Annotated in this window: 10 protein-coding genes; 8 read left to right on the top strand and 2 right to left on the bottom strand. The window is 68.5% G+C overall.

The window, feature by feature from the left end; all coding sequences use genetic code 11:
- Positions 1-139: 139 nt before the first annotated feature.
- Entirely contained in the window at positions 140-1,375 is a 1,236-nt protein-coding gene (locus ACH4FX_RS08115; RefSeq protein ID WP_398476320.1) for an alpha/beta hydrolase, read from the bottom strand.
- A 643-nt stretch (positions 1,376-2,018) separates the two neighbouring features.
- Here ACH4FX_RS08115 and ACH4FX_RS08110 point away from each other — a divergent pair.
- The 8 genes from ACH4FX_RS08110 to metG all read left to right on the top strand — a co-directional run bounded on the left by ACH4FX_RS08110 (position 2,019) and on the right by metG (position 14,921).
- Positions 2,019-3,410 carry a VWA domain-containing protein gene (locus tag ACH4FX_RS08110; protein ID WP_398476318.1) on the top strand — a complete coding sequence of 464 codons (1,392 nt, stop codon included), beginning with the start codon at positions 2,019-2,021 and terminating at the stop codon, positions 3,408-3,410.
- Positions 3,411-3,605: 195 nt separating this feature from the next.
- Positions 3,606-4,046, top strand: a complete 441-nt coding sequence (locus ACH4FX_RS08105) for an SseB family protein (protein WP_398476316.1) — start codon at positions 3,606-3,608, stop codon at positions 4,044-4,046.
- Positions 4,043-4,660: a hypothetical protein gene (locus ACH4FX_RS08100; RefSeq protein WP_398476315.1), complete on the top strand. Its 618-nt coding sequence runs from the start codon at positions 4,043-4,045 to the stop codon at positions 4,658-4,660. The genes ACH4FX_RS08105 and ACH4FX_RS08100 overlap by 4 nt, the downstream gene beginning before the upstream one ends.
- Positions 4,660-9,420 (top strand): putative T7SS-secreted protein, encoded by a 4,761-nt coding sequence (locus ACH4FX_RS08095; RefSeq protein ID WP_398476313.1) that lies wholly within the window; start codon positions 4,660-4,662, stop codon positions 9,418-9,420. The genes ACH4FX_RS08100 and ACH4FX_RS08095 overlap by 1 nt, the downstream gene beginning before the upstream one ends.
- 7 nt (positions 9,421-9,427) lie before the next feature.
- Positions 9,428-9,787 carry a hypothetical protein gene (locus ACH4FX_RS08090; RefSeq protein WP_398476311.1) on the top strand — a complete coding sequence of 120 codons (360 nt, stop codon included), beginning with the start codon at positions 9,428-9,430 and terminating at the stop codon, positions 9,785-9,787.
- 923 nt (positions 9,788-10,710) lie between these two features.
- Entirely contained in the window at positions 10,711-12,243 is a 1,533-nt protein-coding gene (locus ACH4FX_RS08085) for an MFS transporter (protein WP_398476309.1), read from the top strand.
- A 90-nt stretch (positions 12,244-12,333) separates the two neighbouring features.
- Positions 12,334-13,077: a class I SAM-dependent methyltransferase gene (locus ACH4FX_RS08080; RefSeq protein WP_398476307.1), complete on the top strand. Its 744-nt coding sequence runs from the start codon at positions 12,334-12,336 to the stop codon at positions 13,075-13,077.
- Positions 13,078-13,211: 134 nt separating this feature from the next.
- Positions 13,212-14,921: a methionine--tRNA ligase gene (gene metG, locus ACH4FX_RS08075; RefSeq protein ID WP_398476305.1), complete on the top strand. Its 1,710-nt coding sequence runs from the start codon at positions 13,212-13,214 to the stop codon at positions 14,919-14,921.
- A 63-nt stretch (positions 14,922-14,984) separates the two neighbouring features.
- Here metG and ACH4FX_RS08070 read toward each other — a convergent pair whose 3' ends face one another.
- Positions 14,985-15,572, bottom strand: a complete 588-nt coding sequence (locus ACH4FX_RS08070; RefSeq protein WP_398476427.1) for a Uma2 family endonuclease — start codon at positions 15,570-15,572, stop codon at positions 14,985-14,987.
- Between the last annotated feature and the right edge of the window lie 132 nt (positions 15,573-15,704).

Raw genomic sequence — 15,704 nt, 5'->3', positions numbered from 1 at the left:
CGGGTGGGGCGGATGGGTGAGGGGGAAGGGGGCGGACTGGTGAGGGTTACGGGGGCGGTGCGGGTTTACGGGGCCGGTGAGGGTTACGGATGTGATGCGGGGCTACGGGGACGGTGAGGGCTACGGGGGACGGCGAGGATCACGGGGACGGTGACGGTGCGGGCGTCGCCCCCGCCCCCGGCCGCTTCGGCCGTGCGTGCGCGGCCTCCACGTCCTGCGGGAACGTCAGCTGGCGGCCCTGCCACTCCAGGGCCGGCGCCACCTCCCGCCGCCACGTCGAGAACTGATGGCTGCCGCGCGGCAGGATGATCGAGTCGACGGTCATCGGGGGCTGCGCGGCCTGGATGAACCGCAGGGTGTCGGCGTAGTTCGGCTCGCCGAGACGGCTGCTGGCCACCAGCGCCGAGACCTGCGGCACCGGCAGGTTCTTCAGGCGCCACAGCAGATCGTGCGCACGCTTGCGCCGCTCCGCCGCGGCGCCGCTGCCGAACAGGCTCCCCGTCGTCAGGTCGTCCTTGACCGCGTAGTCGCCCGAGAGCGATACGGCGGACGTGTAGACGCCGGGGTTGCGCAGGGCCAGCAGCAGCGAACACGTCCCCCCGGAGGAGTAGCCGAACGCGCCCCAGGCGCTGGGGTCGTGGCCGACCCGGTACGCGGCCTTGACGGCCTCCGGAAGATCCCGCGAGAAGAACGTCTCGGCCTGCGGCCCGCCCGGCACGTCCACGCACTCGGTGTCCCGCGGCGGCGCGATCGTCGGCCGGACCATCACCAGGACGGTCGGCTGCATCCGGCCCTGCTCGATCAGCCGGCCCGCGGTCTGCGGGATCTGGAGGTGCTGGGCGAGGTTCATGATGCCGCCCGGATAGCCGCTGATGACGACGGACACGGGGAAGCGCTGGCGGCGGTACTGGTGCTGGAAGTACTGCGGCGGCAGGTAGACGAAGGCCGGGTTGATGACACGGGTACGGCGCCCGACGATCCGTACGGACTCCACCTTGCCGACCTCCCGGGGCGCCCCCTTCGGCAGCCCGGTCACCCGGTCCAGCCCCTGCGGCCCCGCCGGCTGGACCAGCCCGCCCCGCAGACTGCCCGCGTCGGCGTACTGCGGACGGCCCCCCTTGTTCACCGCCACCGGCGCCTCGTCGGTGTTGCCCAGCAGCTCGTCCCAACTGCTGTAGAACTCGAAGCTGGAGTTCACGGCCAGGGCGAGCGAACACAGCACGGCCACCTGCGTGACGAGGACGGTCCCGAGCCGGCCCAGTACGGTGAGGACACCGCGCCGGGACAGCCGCGGCCACTGCCACACCGTGAGGACCACACAGGCCACGGCCAGCGTGGCCACCGCGATTTCGAGCGACTGGCTGGTCAGCCCCATGCGCCCACATCTCCCGTCACCCGTACGAGGGTTGTCTGGTTCTCCTGGACCGCCGCCAGGGTCAACGGGTGGCCGGGCCTATGGTCACCGCGCCGGCCACGGGTGGCGCCGGCGCCTGCCCTCCGTACACCCGCCGCCTCACCCACCCACCGGGCACACCGTCACCACATGACGTGCACGAACGGACACCCGCACCACCCCGCGCCGTCCCCTTCGCAGCCTCCGCCCAGGTCCGCCCGCCCGCACACCGCACAAACATCCGCCGCACTTCCGGCCCAGTCCTGCGCTACGGCTCCCGCCCCCAGGGCTCCCGGCCCGCTCTACCGGGTCCCGCCTTCAGGGCTCCCGGCCCGCTCGTTCCCCACCCAATTCCCCCCTACCGCTTCGCACGCCCGACCGCCGCACATACGCTCTCCTCCACACGCCCCCCACCCACCACACACCCCCACCCGACAAACACCCCCGCCCCTCCCCCACATCACGCCAAGTAACAAAACACCCAAACGGGGCGTGCCGTGAGACGCGCGGGGTCCCACGATGAGGCCGGGCCAGGCGGCTACCCTTACGTGTCCGGCCTGGTCAGGGACATGTCCGCGCTTCTCGGACATTCGCCGCACCGCACACACGCTAGAGAGGTTCGCCGATGGGCATTCGGAGTCTGCTGCGCAACGCTTTCGGTCGCTCCAAGGCGGCCCGCGAGGAATCGAACGAGGCGGCGAGCGGCACTCGGACGCCGGAGACGGCAACGATCCCGGAGGCCCGCGAAGAGGCCACCCCGGAGCCCGCCGCCCCCCGCGACCCCGCCGTCCCCACCGCCCGCACGGCCCCCACCGGCCCCCCGCCCGCTTCCGTCCCCACCCAGGCCACCACTCCGGACCCCGCCAAGGAGCCCGCCTCGGGCCCCGCCAAGGACTCGGCCTCCGACCTCGTCTCCCAGGCGTTCGACAACCCGAAGACACCCCAGACGCCGGAACCCCGCACGGGGGAGAAGGAAACGGCGGCTGCGGTTACGGCGGAGGCGCCGAGCGAGGCGGAGGCCAAGGACGAGGCGAAGGCGGAGACAGAAACGAAGGCGGAGGACAAGGCGAAGGCCGAGACGACGACGGAACCGGCGAACAAGACGGCGGCCGAACCGGAGCCCGAGCCCAACACGGCGCCCGAATTCGAGCCGAAGACCAACGCGGCACCCGAACCCGCCCCCGCAGCAGAACCCGACGCGGAGCCGGAGGCCACGGCCACCCCCGAGCCCACCCCGGACCCCGCCACCGAATCGGCCTCCTCCCCGGAGCCCACCTCCGAGAACGCCCACGCCTCCACCCCCACCTCCCTCACCAAGGTGGAAGCCCAGGCCCCCGCCCTCGTCAGCCTCTACAAGGCGGCCCGGGTCTCCCTGGAAAAGCAGGGGCTGGCGACCCAGCGCGCGGCCGTCTACCTCGTACTCGACCGCTCCGGCTCGATGCGCAACTACTACAAGGACGGCACGGTCCAGCACCTCGCCGAACAGGCCCTCGGCCTCTCCGCCAACCTCGACGACGACGGCACCGTCCCGGTGGTCTTCTTCTCCACCGACGTCGACGGCACCGCGGACATCGACCTGGCCAACTACGAGGGCCGCATCGAGGAGTTGCACGCGGGCCTCGGCCACATGGGGCGTACCAACTACCACTGGGCCATCAACGCCGTCATCGAGCACTACGAGAAGTCCGGCGCGACCGACCCCGCCTTCGTCATCTTCCAGACCGACGGCGCCCCGACCTCGAAGCCGGCCGCCGAGAAGGCCCTCTGCGAGGCCGCGAAGCTGCCCATCTTCTGGCAGTTCGTCGGCTTCGGCGACCCGGACGCCAAGGGCTTCGACTTCCTGCGCAAGCTGGACGACCTGGCCGTACCGGAGAAGCGCGTGGTCGACAACGCGGGCTTCTTCCACGCCGGCCGCGACCCCCGGTCCCTCGCCGACGCCGACCTCTACCAGCAGCTCATGGTCGAGTTCCCCGCCTGGCTCACCGAAGCCCGCGCCGCCGGCATCCTCCCCGCCTGACCCCGCCCCCACCCCCCCAGTTCCCCACCGGCCGCGGCCGGGCCCCCAGGCCCGCTGCGGCCGTCGGCGCATTCCGGACATCCTTATCGCCGAATCACACCCCTGAACAACCGTTTCTCTTGGGTCTCAGGCCCATTGTCAGTGCCATATGTAAGAGTGTTACGGCATTGACCACACGGGGGTGGGGGAGCAGCTGTGCCATTGATCGACGAGATTTCCCGTATGCACGCGTACGAAGGGGACCCGGCCGCGCTTGTAGGGGAATTCCGCCGCACGAGCGTCTTGGTGCCCGTGCCCGACGACGGGCTCATGTCCGCCGAAATGGGCGGTATCCGCTGGCTGTACGCATTCACGGACGAGGCGGCCCTCAGCCGGTTCGCGCTGGCCAGAGGAAGCGCGCCGGATACGGAATGGCCCTACGTCTCCGCTCTCGGCGCCCGCCTGCTCGACGTCGTCATACCCGCCATAGAGGGCCCGGCCGGAGTCGCCCTGGACGCGGGCAGTGAGCAGGGCATGCTGTTCCCGCCGGCCCCGGGCATCGTGCCGGACTCCGCAGCCGTCCGCACCGACCAGGACGGCGAAGTCCCGACCCGTGATTCCGGCGCCGCCGCCCTTCCGGGAGGTGAGCGGAATTGAGCGCGGGGAACGGCTACAAACTCGATCAGGGTGCGCTGCAGCAAGTCAGCAAAGGCATCAACGACACCATCTCGGAGCTGAAAGAGCTGGGTTTCGACAGCCAGGCGCAACTCGGCCACGGCTTCGAGAAGATCCAGCTGACCGGAATGGAAGCCGGACATGCCGAACTGGCATCGACTTTCGAGTCCTTCTGCGAGCGCTGGACCTGGGGAGTCCGCGCCCTCGTGCACGAAGCGAACTCCTTCGCCCGCCGCCTCGACCTGTCGGCCGGCCTCTACCACGAGCAGGAACAGTACGTTTCGGGTCAGTTCAAGGTCGCGGCCAATGCCGCCTTGGGCGACCCGACGCTGACCGCGGAACAGCTCAAGGACAAGACCTGGGGCCAAGTCCTCGCCGACAACCCGATCACCCAGATCAGGGATGCCGACTACGACCCGACCTCGGCCGCTTCGAAGGAGGCCAGGGCAAGGACGCTCCAGACCTTGGCCCAGACGAAGGAGGACTGGTCCACGTCCAAGTGGGCGGGCGACGCCGATCACAACCTCGCCATGAAGGCCATGGGCATCGGCAAGGGCAAGCCCGCGGACGCGCCAGACGACGGGGGTGAGGGCTGATGGGCCTGGGAGACGTTTTCAGCGGCGCGAAGGACATCGTCAATGCCGCGGCCGACAAGGCCGACGACATCATCGACGGCGCCAAGGAGAAAGTCGGTGAAGGGGTCGAGTTCGTCACCGACAAGACCGCCGACGCACTGGACTCGATCGGTGCGGACGGGGCGGCCGACACGGTCCGCTCCGCGGGCGAGGACATCGCCGACAACCTCGGGGCCCACGTCGACGAGCGGAATCTGGGCGAGTCCGACGACCCCAAGGACCTGATCCACGGCGACGCCGGCGCGATCAACGAGTCGGCCTCGCACCTGAAGGACTTCTCCGCCGCCTTCGAACGGGTCGGTCAGGGCCTGCGCAAGCTGGATTCGGGCGGCTGGGAAGGCAAAGCGGCAGACAGCTTCCACGAGGAGTTCAACGCCCACCCGAAGCAGTGGATGCAGGCGGCGGACGCCTGCGAGGCGGCGGGCAAGGCACTGCACGCGTACGGGGAAACGGTCTCCTGGGCGCAGGGCAAGGCCCAGACGGCCATCGACAAGTACAAGGCCGCGCAGAACGCCACCAAGAAGGCCGTGGCGGCGTACCAGGCCCAGGTCGACTCGTACAACTCCAAGGTGGACGCGTACAACTCCGCCCTGGAGAACAACGCCGACCCGGGCCGGAAACCCCAGAAGCCGGGCGCTTTCACCGACCCGGGCGCGGAGGGGCGCAAGGCCGCCGAAGAACTGCTCAAGAACGCCCGCCACCAGCGCGACGAGGCCGCGGAGCGCGCCCAGCACGCCATCAGCCAGGCACTGGCCCACGCTCCGAAGGAGCCCAAGTTCACCGACCGGGCCCTCTCCAACCTCTCGGACGGGGCGATATCAGGTGGCATCCAGCTGACGCACCTGGCGGGCGGCGCGCTCAGGGCCGCGTCCGAAACGGTGAAGCTGGTCCGTACGGTCAACCCGTACGACCCCTACAACATCACCCACCCCTGGCAGTACCTGTCCAACGTCAGCACGACGCTCATGGGACTCAGCACCACGGTGGCCCACCCCGAGCGGCTGCCCAAGGCCCTGCTGGGCACGGGCTGGGGCAGCGACCCGGCGGACGCGGCCGGTTCGCTGATCGTCAACCTCGTGGGTGCCAAGGGAGCAGGCGGCCTGGCCAAAGGGATCATGAAGGCCGGTGCGAAGGGCGCCGCCAAAGACACCGCCCGTTCCGCCCTCAAAGAGGGCGGGAAGACCACCTTGCGCGACCGCGCCCGCCGCGCCTGGTGCAAGGTCTTCGGCAGCGACCCGATCGACATGGCCACCGGCCGCATGATCCTGCCGCAGACCGACATCACCCTGCCCGGCAGCTTCCCGCTCACCTTCTCCCGCACCTTCGAGTCGTCCTACCGGACCGGCCGCTGGTTCGGGCCCACGTGGATGAGCACCGTCGACCAGCGCCTGGAGATCGACGCCGAGGGCGTCGTCCTCATCGGCGAGGAAGGCAACCTCCTCGCCTACCCGCACCCGGCCGTCGGTGTCCCCACCCTGCCCGTCGAGGGCGAGGGCCACCCGCTGGAGCGCACCCCGGACGGCGACTATGTCCTCACCGACCCGGTCGGCGGCACACGCTGGTACTTCACCCCGTACACCGACGACACCGCCGTCCTCGACGAGATATCCGACCGCCGCGGCAACCGCCACACCTTCGACTACGACGAAACCGGCACGCCCACCGCCATCACCCACAGCGCGGGCTACCGCCTCCTCCTCACCACCGAAGCGGGCCGCATCACCGCCCTCCACCTGGCGGGAGCGGCCCCCGACGGCGGCGACCAGCTCATCCGCCGGTACGGCTACGACGAGTCCGGCAACCTCACCACAGTCATCAACTCCACCGGCCTACCGCTCCGCTTCACCTACGACACCGCGGACCGGATCACCTCCTGGACGGACACCAACAACAGCTCGTACAGCTACGCCTACGACGACCAGAACCGCTGCATCTGGCAGAGCGGCACGGAAGGCCACCTGCGCGCCCACTTCAGCTGGGGCGACCCCGACCCCGAGACGGGCCTGCGCACCAACCTGCACCACGACTCGCACGGCCAGGTGACCCGCCACCTGGTCAACGACCGTCACCAGATCGTCGCCACGACCGACCCGACCGGTGCCACGACCCGCACGGTGCGCGATGCCGAGCACCGCGTGCTGTCCGTGACCGACCCGCTGGGCCGCACCACCCGCTTCACGTACGACGACGACGGCCGCCCCACGGAGATCACCCTCCCCGACGGCAGCCGCACCACCTCCAGGTACAACGACCGCGGCCTGCCCCTGACCACCACCGGCCCGGACGGCGCGACCTGGTCCCACACCTACGACCTCAGCGGGAACCGCACCTCCTCCACGGACCCCGCCGGCGCCACCACGCACTACGCGTACGACAGCCGAGGCCACCTCTCCTCCGTCACCGACGCCCTCGGCAACACCACCCACCTCTACTGCGACGAAGCGGGCCTGCCCCTCTCCACCACCGACCCGCTCGGCGCCCGCACCCACTACCGGCGCGACGCGTTCGGCCGCATCACCTCCGTCACCGACCCCCTGGGCGAGACCACCCACCTCGTCTGGACCGTCGAAGGACACCTCGCCACCCGGATCGACCCGACCGGCGCCGCCGAACACTGGACGTACGACGGCGAGGGCAACCGCACCTCCCACACCGACGCCATCGGCCGGACCACCCGCTTCGAATACACCCACTTCGACCTGCTCGCCGCCCGCACCGACCCGGACGGCACCCGCCACACCTTCACCCACGACACCGAGCTGCGTCTCACCCAGGTCACCAATCCCCAGGGCCTGACCTGGAAGTACACCTACGATCCAGCGGGCCGCCTGTCCTCCGAAACCGACTTCGACGACCGGGTCCTGGCCTACACCCACGACGCGGCGGGCCAACTGACCACCCGCACCGACGCGCTGGGCCAGGTCACCACCTACACCCACGACGCCCTCGGCAACCTCACCGAGAAGAACGCCGCAGGCCTCGTCACCACCTACGAGTACGACACGGCCGGCCGCCTCCTCCGCACCGCCAACCCCGACGCGACCATCACCTACACCCGCGACCCCCTCGGCCGCGTCACCGCCGAATCCGTCAACGGCCGCACCCTCACCCTCACCTACGACGCCCTCGGCCGCCGCACCTCCCGCACCACGCCCACCGGCGCCACCACCACCTACACCTACGACGCCGCCGGCAACCGCACCCACATGTCGGCCTCCGGCCACCCCCTCGCCTTCGACCACGACGCCGCCGGCCGCGAAACCGCCCGCCACCTCTCCGACGCCCTCACCCTGACCCAGTCCTGGGACCCCACGGGCCGGCTGGCCTCCCAGTCCCTCACCACACGCGATGCAGGAGTGATCCACCAGCGGTCCTACACCTACCGCCCCGACGGCAACCTCACCGGCATCGACGACTCCGCCCGGGGCCACCGCACCTTCGACCTCGACCGCGCGGGCCGCGTCACCGCCGTCAACGCCGCCGACTGGTCGGAGACCTACGCCTACGACGCATCCGGCAACCAGACCCACGCCACCTGGCCCGCCGAACACGCCGGCGCCTCCGCCCAGGGCCCCCGCACCTACACCGGCACCCGCATCAACCGCGCCGGCGCCATCCGCTACGAACACGACGCCCTCGGCCGCGTCACCCTCCGCCAGAAAACCCGCCTCTCCCGCAAGCCCGCCACCTGGCACTACACCTGGAACGCGGAAGACCGCCTCACCGCCGTCACCACCCCCGACGGCACCCCCTGGCGCTACACCTACGACCCGTTGGGCCGCCGCACCGCCAAACACCGTCTCTCCCCCGACGGCACCACCCCCGTCGAATCCACCCACTTCACCTGGGACGGCCCCACCCTCACCGAACAATCCACCACAACCCCCAACTCCCCCCAATCCCTAACCCTCACCTGGGACCACCAAGGCCTAACCCCCCTAACCCAAACCGAACGCAAACTCACCACCGACAACCTGTCCTCCGCCCCTCAACAGGTAATCGACGAACGCTTCTTCAACATCGTCACGGACTTGGTGGGGACTCCGACGGAGTTGTTCTCCACGTCTGGGGAAGTCGCCTGGCAGGCCCGCCCCACCCTCTGGGGCACCACCACTTGGAACGCGGACGCGACGGCCTATACACCACTGCGGTTTCCCGGGCAATATTTCGACTCCGAGACCCAGCTTCACTATAATTTCCGACGCCACTACGATCCGGCTACAGCTCGCTATCTTTCATCAGACCCACTTGGCCTGTCCCCTGCGCCCAACCCTGCCGCATACGTAAGTAACCCGCACGGACTCACAGACCCAACTGGGCTCAGCCCCTGCGAACAGCGACCGTCCCTCAATGAGCTGGGAAAGGCAGGAAAGGACGAGTTTGGAAGAGTTCATTCCGGCTCACTGGACGGGCAGCGACTGGCAGACAAGCTGAGCCATGAGTCGGCCAACTCCCCCTTCCGCGAAGATGGGTTGTTGACCGAAGAAGCCATCAAGAAATCGCGTATCATCATCAAGGGCGACAATCTCAAGAACAGGTTCCTGGTCGGAGAAAATGGCGTGGGAGGCGTTCTGCGCGGCAGAGGCGATCTAGCCGATTGGGCCAAGTACACTTCGCCACGCTACAGCAGTCCTCAAGGGCCGTTCGAGATTCACTTTTATCACAATGCCGTGACAGGCGAAATATACCTCTACGATTACAAGATCAAGTTTGGAGGGTGAAAGCGTAATGAAGGTGCGCTTCGAAGGTACATCCAGCCAGGACGCCAGAGTCAGCCAAGGAGCCGAATCACTCAGGGTCGGCAATGAATACCTGGTACTCGAAATTTACAGCCAGACAGACAGGGGTAATTACTTTCGCATCGAAAGTATGCCGGGTGAGCTTCCAGGCCTTTTCGATTCACGTCTTTTCAGTGTGACGGCACGAAATCTCCCATCGACCTGGAGAGCCTTCACTTCGGCCAGCGGGTCACTTTCACTTTGCCCCGAACCCTGGGGCGATCCGGGGTTCTGGGAAAGCCTTATGGATGGCGAGCTTTGGGCCATCGAATGCTACCGAACCGAGAAATCGATGATTGAATCACTTTAGGCCTAAAAACTGCCAACGACTCAAGATCCAGCACGCGAGTGCTCGCGCTTCTCCCACCCCTGCCCCCCCCCACTCCTTGGATGCGGCATCAATACAAGAAATGGACAGGTAGTGAATCCGGGAGTGATGCATGCGCAACTGGAAGCAGGAGCAGCCCCGCCGAAAGGTGGGAACAGGAATCGAAGCCTACGCCGGACGGATGCTGCGGCTGGTCGCACGGCTGGGTGACCCTTGACCGTCCAGCATTGGAGGCGACGATGGTAAAGACCGCGCCGCCTTCTGCGCAGTGGGAGGCGCACGTGTCGGACGCCAACCGACAGTGGGTCATCACAGCATAAATGCTCATGTTCGGCGGGTTATTGACATGGGCGGGCGGATTGTTGATCCGGTTGGGCGGAAGCAGGCACTAGTCACTGAGTTTCATGATCCCAGCGAAGGCCAGTACGATCGATGCGTACAGATATCAGCAAAGGGCGCAGACGGGTGGGCTCGCCGTCGGCATCTCCGCACACGTCGAAATCCCGCCCGAGGGAACACCCGACGGTGTCCGCGTATACAGCAAGGCGTTTCTGGCAAAATCACCCAACACCCTTATTTACTGGACTACCCCTGGGCGACTTTCAGTCTGTCGCTACACGTAAAAAAAATATGGCCAACCTTCATGAAATCGGCATCATAGTGAAGGCCGACCCCACAGATCACCAAATCACACTGCCTCTGAACAAGACGGGGCAACCGAACAGCGGACACGGAAAACTTCAGTAAAACGCCTATGAACTCGGGCGCGGACAGCAGCCGGTGGTCCGTGGCCCAGGCACTCCCGACGAGCGCAGCCTCCCTCCTGCGCCTACGCTGGACGGACGCTGCGGCTGCTCGTGGTGGTGGGTGGCTGCTGGAGCGTTCAGTGGCGGAGGCGGGGCCTCATGACTCAGGGCCGGGCGTATGAGCAGGTCGAGACGGCGCGGCAGCCTGATCCCCGGCGGTGGTGGGGGCTTGTTGTTATCGCGTTGGCGCAGTTGATGGTTGTGCTGGACGCGACGATTGTGAATATTGCCTTGCCGTCTGCGCAGCGGGAGCTGCACATGTCGGATGCGAATCGGCAGTGGGTGATCACTGCTTACACGCTCGCGTTCGGTGGGTTGTTGCTGTTGGGTGGGCGGATTGCCGATCTGGTCGGGCGGAAGCGGGCGTTCGTTACGGGGCTGGTGGGGTTTGCGGTTGCTTCGGCGTTGGGTGGTGCGGCTACCGGGCAGGGGATGTTGTTCGGGGCCCGGGCCTTGCAGGGGGCGTTCGGGGCCCTGCTCGCGCCGGCCGCGTTGTCGTTGCTGACGACTACGTTCACGGACGGGAAGGAACGGGGGAAGGCGTTCGGGATTTATGGCGCCATCGCGGGTGGCGGGTCGGCTATCGGGCTGATAGCGGGTGGGCTGCTGACCGAATACCTGGACTGGCGGTGGTGTCTGTATGTGAATGTGCCGATAGCGGTGATAGCCATCGTCGGCGCTTGGGTGTTCTTGCACGATCGGCGGGGGCATGGCGGAGCGGCTCGGCTGGATGTGCCGGGCGTGGTGTTGGGGTGTGGCGGACTCGTCGCCATTGTTTATGGGTGTAGTGAGGCGCAGCCGCGGGGGTGGGGAGACGGGCTGGTTCTCGGGCTGCTGGTGGGTGGGGCGGTTCTGTTGGTGGTTTTCGCGTGGTGGCAGAGCCGGGCCCGGTATCCGTTGCTTCCGTTGCACATCGTGCGGAACCGGAATCGTGCGGGGGCGTTCATGACGATGGGTCTGGCGGTCATCGCCATGTTCGGGATGTTCCTGTTCATGACGTACTACCTCCAGGTGGTGCTGGGTTATTCGCCGGTCAAGACCGGCATGGCGTTTTTGCCGATCACGGCGGCGATCATCGTCGGGTCGACGCAGATATCGGCGCGGCTGCTGCACCATTTGCCGCCGCGGGTGCTGATGGTTCCGGGTGCCGTCCTGGCGGCAGCCGGTCTGGCCTGGCTGACGACGCTGACCGCCGAGCCCGCGTACGTATCGCATGTGCTGCCGTCCGAGATCCTGGTCGGTCTCGGGATGGGGCTGATCTTCATGCCGGTGATGGCCACGGCGACGGCGGGCGTGGCGCCGCAGGATTCGGGTGTCACGTCGGCGACCGTGAACACGGCCCAGCAGATCGGCGGCTCGATCGGTACGGCGTTGCTGAACACGATCGCGACGTCGGCGAGCGCGACGTACATCGGGAGCCACCTGGCGAGCGCGGCGCGGGAGGCGGGCGGGCGCCTCACGCCCGCGATGCGGGAGGGCGTCGTGAAGGACGGCGTCGTGCACGGGTTCACGGTGGCGATCGGCTGGGGCGCGGGAATCATGCTGCTGGCGGCCGTGGTCGCGGGCGTCCTGGTGAACGGGAAGGCGCCGAAGCACGGGGAGGGGAAGGGGGACGGGGCTGCGGTTCCGTAGAGGGGGAGGGGAGGGCTGGGGTTTTGCGGGGAGGAAGGGTCAGGGGCTCGTAGTAGCGCGGCCCGGCCCACCGCTCAGTACCCTGGCCCCGTGTTCACTCCCCAGGGCCCCTCGCTCCGCGAGCTGGCCGTGCAGGCGCTCTCCTCCGTGGAGCGCGGCTACGACCTGCTGGCCCCGAAGTTCGATCACACGCCGTTCCGCACCCCGGACCGGATTCTCGACGCGACGGCTGAGGCGTTGCGTGGCCGAGGCCCCTCGGAGGGGTTGTTCGAGGCGGGGCTCGACGTCTGCTGCGGCACCGGGGCGGGCACGGGCGTACTGCGGTCGCTGTGCCGGGAGCGGGCCGTCGGGGTGGACTTCAGCGCCGGGATGCTCGCGGCGGCGCGCCAGGCCGCGGAGGGGCGCCCGGGCACCGGCCCCGCCGTCACGTACGTACGCGCCGACGCCCGCGCCCTGCCCTTCGCCGCCGCCTTCGACCTCGCCGTCACCTTCGGCGCCCTCGGCCACTTCCTGCCCGCCGAGCGCGCCGCGGTCTTCGCCGGTGTGCACCGGGCCCTGCGGCCGGGCGGGATCTTCGCGTTCCCGGTCGCCGCGCCCCCGCACCCGCGCTCCGCGCTGTACTGGACGCTGCTCGGTTTCGACGCAGTGATGCGTGTACGGAACCTGCTGTGGCGCCCGCCGTTCGTCATGTACTACCGGACTTCGTCGCTGGGGGCCGTACGGGCCGATCTGCGCGCGGCCGGGTTCGCGGTGGAGCTGGTGCCGGTGCCGGGAGCGGTCCGCCGCCCCGGCGGGAGCCCGAGCTGGGGGCTGCTCGTCGCACGCAAGCCGTGACCACGGCCCGGGACGATCAAGGGACGTGCGGGACGCGGAAAACCGGGCGCGGTGGCCCCGTGGCGGTCCGATACGATATTGACGTTCCGTAGAACAAAACCTCACTTTCCGTAGCGACTTGGGAGCAGCCGGCAATGGCTCGACACCTCATCACCAGCGCCCTTCCGTACATCAACGGGATCAAGCACCTGGGCAACATGGTGGGGTCCATGCTCCCGGCCGACGTGTACGCCCGCTATCTGCGGCAGCGCGGGCACGACGTGCTCTACATCTGCGCGACGGACGAGCACGGCACGCCCGCCGAGCTGGCCGCGAAGGACGCCGGCCAGTCGGTCGACGCGTACTGCGGCGAGCAGCACGACGCGCAGAAGGCCATCTACGACGGCTTCCACCTCCGCTTCGACCACTTCGGGCGCAGCTCGTCGCAGCAGAACGTGGAGCTGACCCAGCACTTCGCGCGCAAGCTGCACGAGAACGGCTTCATCGAGGAGCGGGCCATCCGCCAGGTCTTCTCGATCGCCGACGACCGCTTCCTGCCGGACCGCTACATCGTCGGTACGTGCCCGCACTGCGGCTACGACAAGGCCCGCGGCGACCAGTGCGAGAACTGCACCCGCGTCCTGGACCCGACCGACCTGATCGACGCGCGCTCGGCGATCAGCGGCAGCAGCGACCTGGAGGTGCGCGAGACCAAGCACCTCTTCCTGCTCCAGTCCAAGCTCCAGGGCGAGGTCGAGCGCTGGATCGACGACAGCAGCGAGGACTGGCCGACGCTGGCGTCGTCCATCGCGCGCAAGTGGCTGACCGAGGGCCTGCACGACCGCGCGATCACCCGTGACCTGGACTGGGGCGTGCCGGTGCCGGCCGACGTGTGGCCGGACCTGGCCGCCGAGGGCAAGGTCTTCTACGTCTGGTTCGACGCGCCGATCGAGTACATCGCCTCGACCAAGGAGTGGGCGGACGCCGACCCGGCCGCCCGCGACTGGAAGTCGTGGTGGTACGAGGCCGACGACGTGCGCTACACGGAGTTCATGGCCAAGGACAACGTCCCGTTCCACTCGGTGATGTTCCCGGCCACCGAGCTGGGCACCCGTGAGCCCTGGAAGAAGGTCGACTTCCTGAAGGCCTTCAACTGGCTGACGTACTACGGCGGCAAGTTCTCCACCTCGCAGCGGCGCGGCATCTTCACCGACGCGGCGCTGGAGCTGCTGCCCGCCGACTACTGGCGCTACTTTTTGATCGCCAACGCGCCGGAGTCCGACGACACGTCCTTCACCTGGGAGCTGTTCGCGTCCTCGGTGAACAAGGACCTGGCGGACACGCTCGGCAACTTCGTCAACCGCGTGCTGTCCTTCTCCCGCAAGCGCTTCGGTGACGAGGTGCCGGCGGGCGCGGCGGCCGGGGAGGCCGAGGCGAAGCTGGGCGAGCAGATCGCCGAGCTGCTGGCGGAGTACGAGGGCCACATGGAGGCCCTCCAGTTCCGCAAGGCGGCGGCGGCGCTGCGCGCGCTGTGGAGCGCGGGCAACTCCTACCTGGAGGAGAAGGCCCCCTGGCTGGAGATCAAGACCGACCAGGAGGCGGCGGCGCTGACGCTGCGTACGGCGATGAACCTGATCCACCTGTACGCGATCGTCTCGGAGCCGTTCATCCCGGGGGCCGCGAAGGCGATGCGGGGCGCGTTCGCGCTGGACGGCGACACGGCGGCCTGGGTCACGGCCGAGGAGGCCCGCGCGCTGGCCTCGGTTCCGGCCGGTACGGCGTTCACCGTCCCGCCGGTGCTCTTCGCGAAGATCACGGAGGACGACCTGGAGGCGTACCGGGAGCGGTTCGGGGCCGCCGAGTAGGGCGCAGACGACGTCACGAGGGGCCCGGACCGGTCGGTCCGGGCCCCTCGCCGTTACGGTGCGTCAGTGCGCCCAGCCCTTCAGCGGCTCGGTGTCCAGGTCGATGCCCACCGGGTCCGGCAAGGTGACGGTCTTTCCGAACGGCACCGTCAGGAGCATCTCGTAGCGCCCGCCGTCGGGCTGCGAGTGCACCTTGACCTCGCAGGTGTCCCGGTCGATCAGCAGGTACACCGGGATGCCGGTCTCGGCGTACGCCTTCGGCTTCTCCACGCGGTCCCGGCGACCGGTGTCGTGGGCGTGGGACGTGACCTCGACGACCATGAGCACTCCGCCGGCATCCGCCCACTCGCCCTGGCCGACGAAGGCATCGCTCGGTGCGAGGCAGCCGTCGGGGCGGGCGTTGCCCTTGCGGTACGTCTCCACCCGCAGGCCTTGGTCCGGGTGCAGCCACCAGTCGGCGTCGGCCTGAATGCACACGCGTGTCAGCCACTGGATGATGCGCCCGTGATCGCCGTCCGGCAAGGCCTTCTCCCCGATTTTCCCGTTGATCCGTTCCAACCGCAGCGCCTCGTCCACGCGCACACCGAGGCGAGCCAGCTCCTCGAACTGCTCCTGGCTCAGGACACTCGCGTGCTCTTCGACGACGCCCACGTCGGTCTCCTCCGGGATCGGTGGTGCCTTCCACCGTACGTCTTCCCGATACACCACGACCGGACTCTCCACGAGGTGCGTCATGCCCGGAGCGTGGCATGCGAAAGGGCCCGTGATCATCGGATCACGGGC

It is taken from the genome of Streptomyces sp. NPDC018019, from assembly GCF_044327805.1.
In the GTDB taxonomy this organism is placed as follows: Bacteria; Actinomycetota; Actinomycetes; order Streptomycetales; family Streptomycetaceae; genus Streptomyces.
The sequence above is the reverse complement of the archived record's forward strand: the minus strand, read 5'-3'. Positions and strand labels throughout refer to the sequence as shown.

Coding starts and splice junctions, on each gene's coding strand:
- ACH4FX_RS08115 (WP_398476320.1), bottom strand. CDS start 1,375: ATGGGGCTGACCAGCCAGTCGCTCGAAATCGCGGTGGCCACGCTGGCC.
- ACH4FX_RS08110 (WP_398476318.1), top strand. CDS start 2,019: ATGGGCATTCGGAGTCTGCTGCGCAACGCTTTCGGTCGCTCCAAGGCG.
- ACH4FX_RS08095 (WP_398476313.1), top strand. CDS start 4,660: ATGGGCCTGGGAGACGTTTTCAGCGGCGCGAAGGACATCGTCAATGCC.
- ACH4FX_RS08090 (WP_398476311.1), top strand. CDS start 9,428: ATGAAGGTGCGCTTCGAAGGTACATCCAGCCAGGACGCCAGAGTCAGC.
- ACH4FX_RS08085 (WP_398476309.1), top strand. CDS start 10,711: ATGACTCAGGGCCGGGCGTATGAGCAGGTCGAGACGGCGCGGCAGCCT.
- metG (WP_398476305.1), top strand. CDS start 13,212: ATGGCTCGACACCTCATCACCAGCGCCCTTCCGTACATCAACGGGATC.